We start from the raw sequence: 17,088 nt of genomic DNA on the forward strand, positions 1-17,088 counted from the left end.
CACCTCGTGGGTGACGTCGAAGGTGGTCATCGCGAATTCGATGACGGCACCGAGCAATTCGTCCTCGGTGACCGCGATGTGGTGCACCACGGCACGGCTCTGCGAGACGGGCAGGATCACCTGGTGCGGGCCGTCGGGCGAGGCCGGGTACGTGGTGCGCAGGATCTCGTGGCGGGCGAACACGTCGCCGATGGCCTGTTCGAGCGCGGCCACCTCGAGCTCGCCGGTGAGACGCACCGCGAGGGGGATGTTGTCGACCGCGGAGGTGGACGTGTCGAACTGGTTGAGGAACCAGTAGCGCTGCTGGGCGGGCGAGAGCGGGACGACGGCGGGCCGCTCCCCCGCGGCCAGACGCGGACGGGTCCGGCCCGAGCCCGCGTTGTGCTCGGCGCGGGCCGCCAGCGCGGAGACGGTCGAGGCCTCGAACAGGTCGCGCACCGAGAGCTGGGTGTCCAGGGCGGCGCCGATGCGGGCGGTGACCTGGGTGGCCAGCAGCGAGTTGCCGCCGAGTTCGAAGAAGTCGTCGTCGGCGCCGACCCGGGTGACCCCGAGCACGTCGCCGAAGGTGCCTGCCACGATCTCCTCGATCGGCGTGGATGCCGCGCGGAACACCTTGGCCTCGAACGCGGGCGCGGGCAGCGCCTTGCGGTCGAGCTTGCCGGAAGCGTTGAGCGGGAAGGCGTCCAGGATGACGAAGGCGGCCGGGACCATGTAGGTGGGCAGTGCGCCGCCGAGTTCGGTGCGCACGGCATCGAGGTCGATGCTCGCGCCGGCCGACGGAATCAGGTAACCGACCAGCTGGTCGCCGAGGCGCTCGTCGGAGCGGACCACGACCACGGACTGGGCGATCGAGGGCAGTGCGGTCAACGCCGATTCGATCTCGCCGAGTTCGATGCGCAGACCACGCAGCTTGACCTGGAAGTCGGTGCGGCCCAGGTACTCCAGTTCGCCCTCGGTGGTCCAGGCGACCAGGTCACCCGTGCGGTACATGCGGGCGCCGGCGGCGGCATCGGCTGTCTGGCTGCTGGATACCACCGCGAACGGGTCGGCCACGAAGCGGTCGGCGGTGAGGTCCGGGCGGGCGACATAGCCGCGTGCCAGTTGGACACCGGCCAGGTACAGCTCGCCGGGAACGCCGACGGGCACCGGGTGCAGGCGCGAATCCAGCACGTACACCTGGGTGTTGAACACCGGGGCACCGATCGGCACCGAGGTGGTGTCGGCGTCGGTGACCTCGTGGAAGGTGACGTCGACCGCGGCCTCGGTGGGGCCGTACAGATTGTGCAGGGCCGCGCCGGTGAGCGCGCGCATCCGCTGCGCGGTCGGCGCGGGCAGGGCCTCACCCGAGGCGAACACCAGACGCAGGCTGCTCGCCGTTTCCCGACCGTCGGCCACGGCGGCCCGCTCGGTGAGTTCGGCGACGAACACCGACATCATCGAGGGCACGAAGTGCGTGGTGGTGACGCCCTCGGTGGCGATGATCTCGGCGAGGTACGCCGGGTCGCGATGGCCGTCGGGCTTCGCGACAACCAGGCGTGCGCCGATCTGCAAGGGCCAGAAGAACTCCCAGACCGACACGTCGAACGTGGCGGGCGTCTTCTGCAACACCACATCGGACCCGGTCAGGCCGTAGGCCTGCTGCATCCAGACCAGGCGGTTGACGATCGCGCCATGGCTGACCGCCACACCCTTCGGACGACCGGTCGAACCCGACGTGAAGATCACGTACGCCGTGTTGTCCGGACGCAGGGGCGCGATCCGCTCGACATCCGCGACCGGCGCATCCGAGTAGCCCGAGAGATCCAGGCGATCGATGTTCAGCGCGGCGGTCGCGCCGGCGTCGAATTCGTCACCGACAGTGGTCAATACGCACACCGGCTCGGCGATCTCGAGCACGTAGTGGGTGCGCTCGGCCGGGTGGTCGGGGTCCAGCGGCACGTAGGCGCCGCCGGCCACGCTCACCGCGTACATGCCGATCACCAGGTCGAGCGAACGGCGCATGCCGAGCGCGACCATGGTGTCCGGGCCGACGCCCTGGGCGATGAGGTGGCGGGCCAGCCGGTTCACCCTGGCGGCGAACCCGGCGTAGGACAGACTCGTCCCCTCGAAGGTGAGGGCGGTCGCGTTCGGGCTGGTCACGGCCTGCGCCTCGAACATCGACACGAGCGTGGCGGCGCGGTCGACCGGGTGCTCGGTGGCGTTCCAGCCGGTGACCACCTGGCGGTATTCGGCCGGGGCAAGCAGGTCGACCTCGCCGATCGCCTGATCGGGCGCGGCGACGACCGCGGTCAGCATCCGCACCAGGCGCTGCGCGAGGGCGGCGACGGTGTCGGCGTCGAACATGTCGGTGGCGTAGGCGAATTCGGCCGTCATGCCGTCGGCGGAACCGTCGGCACGGTGGCGGTCGGCCAGGTTCAGGTGCAGATCGAACTTGGCGGTGACGACGTCGAGCGGTACGCCCGCGACCTCGAGGCCGGGGAGTTCGAAGGAGGCCTCGCCGGTGTTCTGGAACGACAGCATCACCTGGAACAGCGGGTGACGCGCCTGCGAACGAGCCGGGTTGAGGATCTCGACGAGCCGCTCGAACGGGAGGTCGGCGTGGCCGAAGGCGGCGAGGTCGTTCTCCCTGGTCCGGTCGAGCAGCTCGGTGAACGGCTGGGCCGGGTCGACGGTGCTGCGCAGGACCAGGGTGTTGACGAACATGCCGATGGCGTCGTCGAGCACCGCTTCACCACGGCCCGCGACGGCGGTGCCGATGGCGATGTCGTCGCTGCCCGACAGGCGGGCCAGCAGCGCGGCGAACGCGGCATGCACGACCATGAACAGGCTGGCGCCGTGTTCACGCGCCAGCGCGTTGAGTCCGGCCGACAGCGCCGGGTCGATCGAGAACTCGTGCACGCCACCGCGATTGGACGCCACAGCGGGACGGGCACGATCGGCGGGCAGGTCGAGCTGGTCGGGCAGGCCGGCCAGGTTCTGCGACCAGTAGGCCACCTGCTGGGCGATCATCGACGCCGAATCCGTTTCGGAGCCGAGGGTTTCGCGCTGCCACAGCGCGAAGTCGGCGTACTGCACGGGCAGCGGCGCCCAACCGGGCGCTTCACCGCGTGAGCGGGCGGCGTAGGCGATCATCACGTCGCGGGCCAGCGGGCGCACCGACCAACCGTCACCGGAGATGTGGTGCACGACGAAGACCAACACGTGGGTATCGGGGTGCGAGCCGTCCATGGAGCCCGCGATGCGCAACAGTTCGGCGCGCACCGGAACCTCGGCGGTCACGTCGAAACCGGCGAGCACGAGTTCGCTGATGCGATCGCCGATCTCGTCCTCGCCGACGGTGATCGGATTCAGCGAGATCGGCATCTGCCCCACGGGCAGCACGACCTGTACGCCCTGGCCCTCGGCGGTTTCCGGGTAGACGGTGCGCAGCACCTCGTGCCGGTCGACCACGTCGGCGACGGCCTGGCGCAGGGCGTCGATGTCGAGGTCGCCGGTCAGGCGCACGGCCAGGGGGATGTTGTTGACGCCGGTCGCGCTGTCGAATCGGTTGAGGAACCACATCCGCTGCTGGGCCAGCGAGAGCGGGATCTGGTCCGGGCGCGCACCGGCGACGAGCTCGCGACGGCTGCCGCTTCCCGCGTGGACCTCGACCTTCGCGGCCAGCGCGGCGACCGACGGCGCCTCGAACAGCGCGCGCACCGGGACACGGGTGTCCAGCGCGGCGCCGAGGCGGGCGACCACCTGGGTGGCGATGAGCGAGTTGCCGCCCAGGTCGAAGAAGTCGTCGTCCATGCCGACCGCGCGATCACCGGCCAGGCCGAGCACCTCGGCGAAGGTGGCGGCGACGATCTCCTCGATCGGCGTGCGCGGCGCACGGAACTCGCGCGCCTCGAACACCGGCTCGGGCAGGGCACGACGGTCGAGCTTGCCGTTGGCGCTCAGCGGCATCTCGTCGATGACGACGAACGCGGCCGGAACCATGTAGGACGGCAACTGCGCCGCCAGATGCGCGCGCAGCACCTCGATGTCGGCGGTCTCGCCCGCGGCGGGTACGACGTAGCCGACGAGCTGGTCACCGGTGCGAGCATCCGAGCGCACGACCACGACCGCCTGGGTCACTGTGTTGTGCGCGGTGAGCGCGGCTTCGATCTCGCCGAGCTCGATGCGCAGACCACGCAGCTTCACCTGGAAGTCGGTGCGGCCGAGGTAGGTGATGACACCGTCGCCGTCGCGGCGCACGAGGTCACCGGTGCGATACATCCGGTCACCGCCATCGCCGAACGGGTCGGCCACGAAGCGATCGGCGGTGAGGTCGGCGCGGCCGAAGTAGCCGCGGGCCAGCTGAGCCCCGGCCAGATACAGCTCACCGGCCACACCGGCGGCGACCGGGTGCAGACGTGAATCCAGCACGTAGGCGCGGGAGTTCCAGACCGGCGCGCCGATCGGGACGGCGCCGTCGACCTGGTCGGCGACCGGGCCGTGCGTCGCGTGGACGGTGAACTCGGTGGGGCCGTACAGGTTGAACAGGGCCGCGTCGCTCACCTTGCGCAGCGCCACGACCGCGTCGGCGGTGAACGCCTCACCCGCGATCAGCAGGGCACGCAGCGAGGACAGAGCTCCGCCCTCGACGGCAGCGGCATCGATACTGCCCGCGAAGACACTGAGCATCGACGGCACGAACGAGGTCATCGTGACCTGTTGCGCGGCGATGACATCCGCGAGGTACTGCGGGTCGCGGTGGCCATCGGGGCTCGCCACGACGATCCGGCCGCCGGTGCTCAGCGGGCCGAACAGCTCCCACACCGACACATCGAAGGTAGCGGGCGTCTTGAACAGCACCACGTCGTCGGCACCGATGCCGTATTCGCCGGTGATCCAGCGGATCTGGTTCACCACGGCCGAGTGCGGCACGGCCACGCCCTTCGGGCGGCCGGTCGAACCGGAGGTGAAGATGACATACGCCGGGTGCTGCGGGAGCAACGGCGCGATTCGCTCGGCATCGGTGACCGGGGTGGCCGGGTATGCCGAGAGATCGAGCGCGTCGATGACGAGCGTCAGCGGCTCGCCCGCGATCTCGGTCGGGCTGGTCGCATCGCCGGAACCGGCGGCACGATCAGCAGCACTGCCACCGATCCCGAAACCGTCGCGGGTGGTGGTGAGGACGACGACCGGGGCGGCCGTCTCCAAGACGTAGGCGATGCGGTCGGCGGGCTGGTCCAGGTCGAGTGGCACGTAGCCACCGCCTGCTTCCTGCACCGCGTAGGCGGCGACGACCAGGTCGATGCTGCGGCGCAGGCCGAGCGCGACCAGGGTCTCCGGGCCGACCCCGGCTTCGATCAAGCGGTGCGCCACACGGTGCACGCGCGAAGCGAATTCGGCGTAGGTCAGGGTTTCGCCGGTAGCGGGATCGACCATCGCGACCGCGTCCGGGGTGGCTAGGGCCTGGCGGGCGAACTCGTCCACCAGCGTGCCCGCATCGGGCAGCTCGCGGGCGGTGTCGTTCCAACCGTGCACGGCCAGTGCGGTTTCGGTCGGGTCAAGCAGCGCGATATCGCCGACAGCGCGGTGCGGGGTCGCCGCGATTCCGGCGAGCAGGCGAGTGAAGCGGTCGCCGAAGCGGTCCATGGTCGCCGCGTCGAACAGGTCGGTCGCGTAGATCAGCTCGGCGACGATGCCGGACGCGTCACCGGGCTTGGCTGTGTTGAATCGATCCGCTCCCGAGGCCCCTGCGTGGTCACGCTCCGCTACCGCCTCCGGGCCCGCCGGTCGCTTCTCGGTGAGCACCACCTGCAGGTCGAACTTGGCCACGTCGATCGGCAGGTCTACCCCGCTCACGGTGAGGCCGGGCAGTTCCAGGCTGGTCTGGCCGGTGTTCTGGAAGGCCAGCATGACCTGGAACAGCGGGTGGCGGGCCTGGGAGCGGGCCGGGTTGATGATCTCGACGAGACGCTCGAACGGCAGGTCGGCGTGGCCGAACGCGGCGATGTCGCTCGCGCGGACCTCGCCGAGCAGGTCGGTGAAGCTGGCGTCGCTGTCGACCTCGGTGCGCAACACCAGGGTGTTGACGAACATGCCGATCAGGTCGTCGAGGGCGCGCTCGCCACGGCCGGCGATCGGGGTGCCGATGGCGATGTCGTTCTCACCGGACAGGCGCGAGAGCAGCAGGGCCAGGGCAGCGTGGGCGACCATGAACAGCGTCGCGCCCCGGGTGCGGGCCAGTTCTGCCAGGGCCGCATGGGTTTTCGCGTCGATCTCGAAGGTGTGGGTGGCACCGCGACCACTGGCGACCGCGGGGCGCGGCCGGTCGGCGGGCAGGTCGAGCTGCTCGGGCAGGCCGCGCAGGTTCGCACCCCAGAACGAGATCTGCTGGGCGATCACCGATTTCGCGTCGTCCTCGTCCCCGAGCACGGCACGCTGCCACAGGGCGAAGTCGGCGTACTGGACTTCCAGCGGACGCCAGGCCGGTTCGGCGCCTTCGACGCGGGCGCTGTAGGCGGTCATCACGTCCCGGGTCAGCGGGCCCATGGAGAAACCGTCGGCCGAGATGTGGTGCACGACAAGGGCGAGCACGTGTTCGGTGGGACTCACCTCGAACAGCGCGGCGCGGAACGGCACCTCGGTGGTGACGTCGAACGCCGTGAGCACCAGCTCCGAAAGCCGTTGCGGCAGTTCGGCGGCGGTGGTCTCGATCGGCGCCAGGTCGGGGATGACCTTGCCGGTCGGCACGATCACCTGGTAACCGGCGCCCGCGGCCACCGTGCCGGGCCCGGTGGCGGTAGCCGAACGCGACGACGCGGAGCCATCGAGCGCGGCGCCGTCGGACACGGGGTAGTAGCTGCGCAGCGACTCGTGGCGGGCGAGTACGTCGGCCACGGCCACCTGCAGCGCCTGGCGGTCGAGCAGGCCCGAGAGCCGGACGGCGGCGGGGATGTTGTCCACGGCCGACTCGGGGTCGAACCGGTTGAGGAACCACATGCGCTGCTGGGCCAGCGACAGCGGCACCCGCTCGGGGCGCTGCTGCGGCACCAGCGGTGCGCGGCGTTCGGCACCGGAGTGCGTCTCGGCCCGCGCGGCCAGCCCGGCGACGGTGGAGGCCTCGAACAGCTCGCGCACACCGATGTCGGTTTCCAGCGCGGCCGACAGGCGGGCGGCGACCTGCGTGGCGGTCAGCGAGTTGCCGCCGAGTGCGAAGAAGTCGTCGTCGAGACCGACCCGGTCCAGGCCGAGCACGTCGGCGAAGGTGGCGGCGACGATCTCCTCGACCGGGGTGGTCGGGGCGCGGAACACCGCGGCCTCGAACACCGGCGCGGGCAGCGCCTTACGGTCGAGCTTGCCGGAGGCGTTGAGCGGGAACTCGTCGAGCACGATGATCACCGCGGGCACCATGTAGGCGGGCAGGTTGCTGCCCAGTTCCTCGCGGGCGTCCTCGATGTCGACGGTGCGGCCGGTGGCCGGGATGACGTAGGCGACGAGCTGGTCGCCGGTGTGCTGATCGCCACGGACGACGACCACCGATTGGGCCACCTCGTCGAGGCCGGTCAGCGCCGACTCGATCTCGCCGAGCTCGATGCGCAGGCCACGCAGCTTCACCTGGAAGTCGGTGCGGCCCAGGTATTCCAGCTCGCCCTGTTCGGTCCAGGCGACGAGGTCACCGGTGCGGTACATGCGCTCGCCGTCGGTCCCGAAGGGGTCGGCGACGAAGCGATCGGCGGTGAGGTCGGGACGGGCGACGTAGCCGCGCGCCAGCTGGACACCCGCGAGGTAGAGCTCACCCGCGACACCGACCGGAACGGGACGCAGACGCGCGTCGAGGACGTAGACCTGGGTGTTGAAGACCGGGGCGCCGATCGGGACCGTGTCCACATCGGTGTCGACGACCTCGTGGAAGGTGACGTCGACCGCGGCTTCGGTGGGGCCGTACAGGTTGTGCAGCGCCGCGCCGGTCAGCTCGCGCAAGCGGTGCGCGGGTTTGGGCGGCAGCGCCTCACCGGAGGCGAACACCATCCGCAGCGACTCGCACTGCGCGGCCGCGGCATCGGCGACGAACACCGCGAGCATCGACGGCACGAAGTGCGTGACGGTGACGCCCTCGATGCGAATGATCTCGGCGAGGTAGGCGGGATCGCGGTGACCGTCGGGCTTGGCGACCACCAGTCGCGCACCGACCTGCAAGGGCCAGAAGAACTCCCACACCGACACGTCGAAGGTCGCCGGCGTCTTCTGCAGCACCACATCGGCCTCGGTGAGGCCGTAAGCCTGCTGCATCCACACCAAACGGTTGACGATCGCACCGTGGCTGACCGCCACACCCTTCGGACGACCCGTCGAACCCGACGTGAAGATCACATACGCGGTGTTCGCCGGGCGCAGCGGGGCGATCCGCTCGGCATCGGTGACACGGGTGTCGGTGTAGCCGTCCAGGTCGAGCAGGTCGATGCGGACCTGCGCGGTATCGATCTCCAGATCGGTGCCCGAGGTGAGCACGCACACCGGATCCGCCGTCGCCAGAATGTATTCGGTGCGCTCGGCCGGGTGATCGGGATCGAGCGGCACGTAGGCGCCGCCGGCCACACTCACCGCGTACATGCCGACGACCAGGTCGATCGAGCGGCGCATGCCCAGCGCCACAAAGGTTTCCGGGCCGACACCGCGGTCGGTCAGCCAGCGCGACAGGCGGTAGACCCGCTGGGCGAACTCGGCGTAGGAAAGACTTGCGCCCTCGTAGGAGACAGCGGTGGCCTGCGGCGTGCGGGCAACCTGAGCCTCGAACATCGAGACGAGGGTGGCGCGCTGGTCGACCTCGTGCGCGGTGGCGTTCCACTCCCGCACGACGAGTTCGCGCTCGGCGGCGTCGAGCAGCTCGATATCGCCCACGGCGACAGTGGGTTCGGTGGTGATCGCGGTGAGCACCCGGATCAGGCGCTCGGCGATGCGGTGCACGGTGGCCGCGTCGAACAGCTCGCTCAGGTAGCCGGCGCGGATGCGCAGCTGGGTGTCGAGCTGGGCGATCAGCGACAGCGGGTAGTGGGTGGCGTCGGCGGCGTCGAGTCCGGTGACGGCCATGCCGTCGATATCGGCGGCCTGGGCCTTGATGCCCTCGGCGTCGACCGGGTAGGACTCGAAGACCACCAGGGAGTCGAACAGGCCACCGATGCCGGCCGCCGACTGGATCTCGGCGAGGCCGATGTAGTGGTGGTCGAGCAGGTCCGCCTGCTCGCCCTGGGTGCGGGTGAGCACCTCGCGCACCGATTCGGCGGCGTCGAACCGCACCCGCACCGGGACCGTGTTGATGAACAGACCGACCATCGACTCCACGCCGGACAGCTGGGCCGGGCGACCCGAGACGGTGGTGCCGAAGAGCACGTCGTCGCGACCGGTCATGCGGCCGAGCACGATCGACCAGGCCACCTGCAGCACCGTGTTCGCGGTGACGCCGAGGTCGGCGGCCAGCGCGACCAGGCGGGCGGTGGTCGGCTCGTCGAGGTCGAAGAAGTACTCGTCGGACAGGGCGGCAATCTCGCGGCTCGCGTCGGGGCGGGCCAGCATGGTCGGCTCGGTGACCCCACGCAGTGCGTGCGACCACGCCTCGACCGAGACCGCGTGATCCTGGCGGCCGACCCATTCCAGGAAGTGCCGGTAGGAGCGGACGGCGGGCAGCGCGCTCGCGTCGCCGTGCAGGGCGTAGAGGGCGAGCAGGTCGCGCATGACCAGCGGCGTCGACCACCCGTCGAGCAGGATGTGGTGGTTGGACACCACGAAGCGCCACTCGTGCTCGGCGATCTGGATCAGCGAGAAGCGGATGAGCGGCGGGGCGGCCAGGTCGAATCGTGCGGTGCGGTCGGCCTCGACGAGGTCGGCGAACTCACCGGTCTCGGTGCGGTTGTGTTCGGTCCAGGCGACGCGGGTGGTGTCGAGGACGACCTGCACGGCATTGCCGTCGTGGTCGGTGACGAACGCGGTGCGCAGGGTTTCGTGGCGATCCAGCAGCGCCTGGGCGGCGGCGCGCAGACGGGTGGCGTCGACGCGACCGGTCAGCGTGAGCACAGCCTGGGCCGTGTAGACGTCGACCGAGGTGGCGGCGAGACGGGCGTGGAAGAACAGGCCCGCCTGCAGCGCTGCCAGCGGCCACACCTGGGTGAGCTCGGGGTAGCGCTTCTCCCAGCTGTCGATATCGCGCTGGGTGGAGCGCACGAGGGCGAAATCGGACGGCGTGTGGCCGCCCGCATCGGCCGAATTGGCGTGCCGGGCAACGGCTTCCAGTGCGGTGATCCACAGGTCGGCGAACTCGCGGACCTCGGCTTCGGCGAGCAGGGTGCTCGGGTAGCCGATATTGGCGCTGAGCTTGTCGCCGACGACGATCGCGTTGACGTCCAGCGGCGCCATCGCGGGCATGTCGGCGTCGTAGGCGCCGCCCAGCGCGGCCAGCTCGGCCGCGGGGATCCAGCCGAAGCCGCGCAGCGCGTCGGGCACGTCGCTGTCGGCGACGCGGCCGAGGTAGTTGAAGCTGATCTGGCCGGGGAGCTGCGTGGGCAGTTCGGCGGCGGTCTCGGCGTTCATGTACCGCAGCAGGCCGTAACCGATGCCCTTGTCGGGCACCGAGAGCAGCTGTTCCTTGACCGCCTTGACGGCCTGGCCCAGCGCCGGACCACCCGCGAGGGCGGCGTCGATGTCGATGCCCGCCAGGTCGAGGCGGACCGGGAAGATGGCGGTGAACCAGCCGACGGTGCGCGAAAGATCGGCGCCGGGGGCGACCTCTTCCTCGCGGCCGTGGCCTTCCAGGCGCACCAGCAGCGCGTCGTTGTCCGACGGCACCGTGGCGCCCGCACGACGGCCGATCGATGCGGCGCTGTCACCGTTGCGCGAGACGTCCGTGCCGGTCGAAAGGGCGCGGGTCGAGCGCCATTTCGCGGCGGCCAGTGCCAGCGCGGTGAGCAGACCGTCGTTGACGCCGCCGTGGAACAGCGCGGGGACGGTGGTGAGCAGGGCCTTGGTGACCTCGGCGGACACCTCGACCGGCAGCTTCTCGACAACACCGGAGACATCGACCGCGGGGTCCATCGGCCGCTCGGTGAGCAGCGGGTCCGGGGTGGCGACGACCTCGCGCCAGAAGTCGAGCTCGGCGGCGCGGTCGGCGGTGCGCGCCTCGTCGGCCAGCGCGTGCGCCCACGCCCGCATCGAAGTGGCCGGGGCGACGAGTTCGGGCTGCTGGCCTGCGGAGAGCTGGCCCCATGCCGCGACGAAGTCGGGCACGAGGATGCGCCAGGAGACACCGTCAACGACCAAGTGGTGGGCCACGACGATCAGTCGACCCGCGCGCACAGCGTTCGACGAACCGCCTTCGGCCATGTCAGCGGTCTCCGCGTGCGCGGTACTGCCGACGCTGGTGTCGGGCTCGAGCCAGACGAATCGCACGACGACGCCGTTGGCCGGGTCGAGGCGGTCGAGCGCGGCGTCGAGCGCGGCGGCGGCGATGTCGACGAGTTCGGCGTCCGAGACGTGCGGGTCGAAAGCCGTGTGGTCGATGAGCGAGCTCGCCTCGACCGTGCCCGCGGGGGCGGTGGTGACGACCCAGCGGCCGTCGACCTGGTGCAGCCGCGAGCGCAGCATGTCGTGGCGGTCGATGACCGCGCCGACGGTGGCGGCGATGCCCGCGCGGTCGATGCCGACCGGCAGTTCCAGGGCCATGGTCTGGTTGAACCGGTTGAACGAGCCGGGGCGTTCCGCCATGAACCGCACGACCGGGGTCAGCGGCATCTCGCCGACGCCGCCACCGGGCAGCTCGGCGAGGGTGATCGCCGACGCCGCGGCGACATCGGCGGTTTCGGCGACCGCGGCCAGCCCTGCCACGGTGCGCTGTTCGAAGACGTTGCGCGGGGAGAACAGCACGCCGCGCGCCTTGGCGCGGGAGACGAGCTGAATGGAGACGATCGAGTCGCCGCCGAGGGCGAAGAACGAATCGTCCACGCCGACGCGCTCCACGCCGAGCACCTCGGCGAAGACCTCGGCGATGGTCTGCTCGATCGGGTCGCGCGCGGCCCGGAAGGTGACCTCGGTGGCGAACACCGGCTCCGGCAACGCTTTTCGGTCGAGCTTGCCGACCGGGGTCAGCGGCACGTGGTCGATCACCATGATCGACGAGGGCACCATGTACGCGGGCAGGCGATCCTCGACCTGCGCGGTCAGCGCGGCGACATCGATCGAATGGCCCGGTGCGGCAACCACATAGGCGACCAGCGAGACGGCGCCCGCGGCGCTCTTGTGGCCGATGGTGGTCGCGAAATCGACGGTCTCGTGCGCGGCGAGGGCGGAGTCGATCTCGCCCAGTTCGATGCGGAAGCCACGGATCTTGACCTGGAAGTCGGAGCGGCCGACGTACTCGACGGTGTGGGGCGCGGGGCGCCCGGCGAGGCCGGAGCGTGACCGCGCAGGCCCCTCGGAAACCCCGCCGTCAGACACAGCGGTCCAGCGGACGACGTCGCCGGTGCGGTACATCCGCTCCCCTGGCACGAACGGGTCGGCGACGAACCGGTCGGCGGTGAGTCCGGCGCGGGCGTGGTAGCCGCGGGCCAGTTGGATGCCCGACAGGTAGAGCTCACCCGCGACACCCACCGGAACAGGCTGGAGCTGGGCGTCCAGGATCAGCGAACGCATGCCGCGAGTCGGACCACCGATGGTGACCAGCTCGCCCGGAGCCAGCGCGGCGCTGATGTTGGTCATGATCGTGGTCTCGGTGGGGCCGTAACCGTTGTGGAAGGCACGGGTTGTGCCGTCCGCCAACGGGACCGCCCACTTGCTCACCAGATCGGCGGGCACCGCCTCGCCACCGGCGACCAGTACGCGCAGCGAGTCGAGGCCGCTGGGGTCGAAGGTCGCCAGGGCGGCCGGCGTGATGAAGGCGTGGGTGACCCGCTCGGTGCGGATGAGCTCGGACAGCTCGTCGCCGCCGTAGACGCCCGGCGGGACCACGACCAGCGTGCCGCCGCGGGCCAGGGCCAGCAGCAGTTCGAGGATCGAGGCGTCGAACGAGGGCGAGGCGAAATGCAGTGCGCGCGTCTCGGAATCGAGGGCGTAGCGCTCGGCCTGCTCCTCACCGAAGTTGGCCAGACCGGCGTGGGTGACGACGACGCCCTTGGGCACACCGGTGGAGCCGGAGGTGTAGATGACGTAGGCGGGCTGCTCGGGCGTGGTTGCCCGGACCAGCTCGGAATCCGCGATCGGGCCCGCGTCGACGGCGGCCAGGTCCAGCTCGTCGAGCACCAGCCAGCGCGCCGCGCCCGCCGACGACTCGGCGGGGTCGACGACCCGGTCGGCAGCCGCGTCGGCCGGTCTCGCCGCGATCTCGGGAAGTCCGTCGCGCACCGACGACACGGTGAGGCCGAACGGCGAACCGGAGTCGGTGACCATGTGGGCGATGCGGTCGGCCGGGTAGGTCGGGTCGACCGGCACGAACGCGGCACCGGCCTTGGCGACCGCCCAGGCAGCCAGCACCGAGTCCGCCGAGCGCGGGACCGCGACGGCGACGAGGTCCTCGGCACCGATGCCCTCGGCGATGAGCAAGCGCGCCAACCGGTTCGAGCGCTCGTCGAGCTCGGCGTAGGACACGCTCGTCCCCTGGAACACGACGGCGGGGCCGGTCGGGTTCTGGGCGACGGCGTCGGCGAGGAGGCTGCGCAGAGTGCGTGCGGGCACCGGCGGTTCGCCGACACGCAACACCAGATCGGACCGCTCGGCGGCGTCGAGGACGTCGATCGCGCCGACCGTGATCGCCGCATCGGCGGCGATCGCCTCTAGCACGCGCTGCCAGCGCACCGCGATGCCGGCGACGGTGTTTTCGTCGAACAGTTCGGTGGCGTAGTTCAGTGCCAGCGCCATCCCGCCGTGGCCGGGTTCGCCCAGCTCGGAGAGCGTGAACTGCAGGTCGAAGCGGGCCACGCTCTCGTCGAGGTCGAGCGCGGAGACCGCGAGGCCGGGCAGTTCGAGGGTGGTGCGGTCCAGGTTCTGGAAGGCCAGCATCACCTGGAACAGCGGGTTGCGCGACTGTGAGCGCTCCGGGGCGAGCAGTTCGACCAGGCGCTCGAACGGCACGTCGGCATTGCCGAAGGCGTCGAGGTCGGTGGTGCGTGCTTGTTCCAGCAGATCGGTGAAGGACTCGGCCGGGCGCACGCCGGTGCGCAGCACCAGGGTGTTGACGAACATGCCGACCAGGTCGTCGAGTGCCTGCTCACCACGGCCCGCGATGGGGGTGCCGATCGCGATGTCGTCGGAGCCCGACAGCCGGGCCAGCAGCACCGCGAGGGCGGTGTGCATCACCATGAACAGCGACGCGCCCTGGCGGCGGGCGACCTCGTCGAGCGCGGCGATCAGCTCGGGCGAGAGTTCACGGTGCACGGTGGCGCCGTGGTGCGAGGCGATCGCCGGGCGGGCCCGGTCGAACGGCAGGGTGAGCTCGTCGGGGATCCCCGCGAGCTGCTGCTGCCAATAGCCGACCTGGCTCGACATCAGCGAGTCGGCGTCGTCCTCGGTGCCGAGCACGGCGCGCTGCCAGATCGCGAAGTCGGCGTACTGCACCGGCAGCGGTGCCCAACCGGGCGCGGTGCCCTGGGCGCGAGCGGTGTAGGCGCGCATCACGTCGCGGGTCAGCGGCGCGATGGAGAAACCGTCGGCGGCGATGTGGTGGACCACCACGACCAGCACGTGCTCGTCGGCTCCGCTCACCGCGAACAGCCGCGCCCGCATCGGAACCTCTTCGGCCACATCGAAACCGGTGGAGACGAATTCGGTGACGGTCTCGAACAGTTCGTCCTGCGCGATCGCGACCGGACGCAGATCCAGCGACATGCGTTCCGCGGCGACGATCTGCTGCACCGGGGTACCACCGTGCTCGGGGTAGCGGGTGCGCAGCGACTCGTGCCTGCGGACCAGGTCGGCCAACGCCAGCGACAACGCCTCGACGTCGAGCTCGCCGGTGAGGCGGATCGCGACGGGCAGGTTGTAGGCGGCCGAGGTGGTGTCGTACTTGTTGAGGAACCACATGCGCTGCTGCGCGAACGACAGCGGAACCAGCTCGCCGTCGGCGCGCTCGCGGGCGACCAGCGCCGCGCGGGCGGTGCCGCCGGTGTGCGATTCCACCCGTGCCGCGAGGGCTTCCACGGTGGAGGCCTCGAACAGCGCACGGACCGGCACCGTCGCGCCGAGCGCCGCGCCGATGCGGGCGACGACGCGGGTCGCGATCAGCGAGTTGCCGCCGAGATCGAAGAAGTCGTCGTCGACGCCGACCCGGTCGAGGCCGAGCACATCGGCGAAGACCGCGGCGACGGCTTCCTGCACCGGTGTGACCGGCGCGCGGAAGGCCCGCGACTGCACCGCGGGGGCAGGCAGCGCGCGGCGGTCCAGCTTGCCGTTGACGGTCAGCGGGATCCACTCGAGGCGCACGAGGGCCGCCGGAACCATGTAGGCGGGCAGCTGTTCGGCCGCACCGCTGCGGATGGTCTCGAGGTCGGGTTCGAGGTCGCCCTCGGCCACCACATAGGCGACGATCCGCTGGTCGCCCGGCTGATCCTCGCGCACGATGACCGCGGCCTGGGCGATGCCCGGCTGCGCGAGCACGGCGGCCTCGATCTCACCGAGTTCGATCCGGAATCCGCGCACCTTCACCTGGTCGTCGGCGCGGCCGAGGTATTCGAGCTCGCCGAAGCGGTTCCAGCGCGCGAGGTCGCCGGAGCGGTACAGGCGTGAGCCGCCCTGGTTCGGACCCGCCAGCGGGTTGGCGACGAAGCGGGTGGCGGTCAGATCGGGGCGACCCAGGTAGCCGCGCGCCAACTGCGGACCGGCGACGTACATTTCGCCCGCGACACCCACCGGCACCGGACGCAACCGGTCGTCCAGGACGTACACGCCCAGACCCGCGATGGCCCGGCCCACGACCGAACCGGCAGCGGCGGCAATGGTTTTCGCGTCGAGCGCACGGAACGACACGTGCACCGTGGTCTCGGTGATGCCGTACATGTTGACCAGCGTCGGCGAGCTGTCACCGTGGCGGGCGACCCAATCCGAGAGGCGGCGCAGTTCCAGCGCCTCGCCGCCGAAGACGACGTAGCGCAGCGCGAGGGGTTCCAGGTTCGGTCCGGCGTTGCGGTCGGCCTCGGCCAACTGGTAGAACGCCGACGGCGTCTGGTTGAGCACCGTCACCTGCTCCACGCGCAGCAGTTCGAGGAACTGTTCGGGCGAACGCGAGGTGTAGTAGTCGACGACGATCAGCGAGCCGCCGAACAGCAGCGGGCCCCACAGTTCCCACACCGAGAAGTCGAAGGCGTAGGAGTGGAACAGCGTCCACACATCGCGCGGGCCGAAACCGAAGTCGCGATCGGTATTGGCGAACAGGCGCACCACATTGCGGTGCGCGACCGCGACGCCCTTGGGTCGGCCGGTGGAGCCGGAGGTGTAGATGACGTAGGCGACATTGTCCGGCGAGAGCGGAGCCAGCCGGTCGGCGTCGGTGATCGTGGCATCGTCGGCGTCTTCGATATTGCCGGTCTCCACGGCGAAACCGTCGAGCACCACCGAGGGCAGGTGCTCGGGCACCGTCACCTGGACGGTGGAATCGAGGACGACGCTGGTGGGTCGCGAATCCTCGAGCACGTAGGCGATGCGCTCGGCCGGGTAGGTCGGGTCGACCGGCACGTAACCCGCACCGGTCTTGACCACGGCGAGCAGCGCGACGACGAGGTCGAGCGAGCGCGGCAGGATCACCGCGACCAGCGATTCCGGGCCCGCGCCGTCGTCGATCAGCCTGCGCGCCAACACGTTCGCGCGCCGGTCGAGTTCGGCATAGGTCAGCGATTCGACGCCGAACTTGGCGGCGATGCGGTCGGGGTAGGCGGCGGCCGCGGCGTCGAACAGGTCGACCAGGGTCGTGTGCTTGTTGCCGAACAGGCCGCGCCGGTAGCCGGCGGGGGTACTGGCGTCGTGGATGACCGGCAGGCCGATGGCGTCGACGCCCGAGGACACCCAGCGCTGGGCGACGTCGCGCTGTTCGGCCTCGCCGAGCAGGTCGATGTCGCCGACGATCACATCGGGGTTCTCGGCGAC

The 17,088-nt window shown here is 70.7% G+C and carries 1 protein-coding gene (only partly in view); it reads right to left on the reverse strand.

Every position in this 17,088-nt window falls within one protein-coding gene, locus ACFWUR_RS04315, for a non-ribosomal peptide synthase/polyketide synthase, read on the reverse strand. The gene is 44,445 nt long; 13,155 of those nucleotides lie to the left of the window and 14,202 to its right, leaving coding positions 14,203–31,290 in view (codon 4,735, complete, through codon 10,430, complete); reading right to left, the first codon wholly in view occupies positions 17,086–17,088. Both the start codon and the stop codon lie outside the window.

It is taken from the genome of Nocardia sp. NPDC058633 (assembly GCF_042717045.1).
Classification (GTDB): Bacteria; Actinomycetota; Actinomycetes; order Mycobacteriales; family Mycobacteriaceae; genus Nocardia.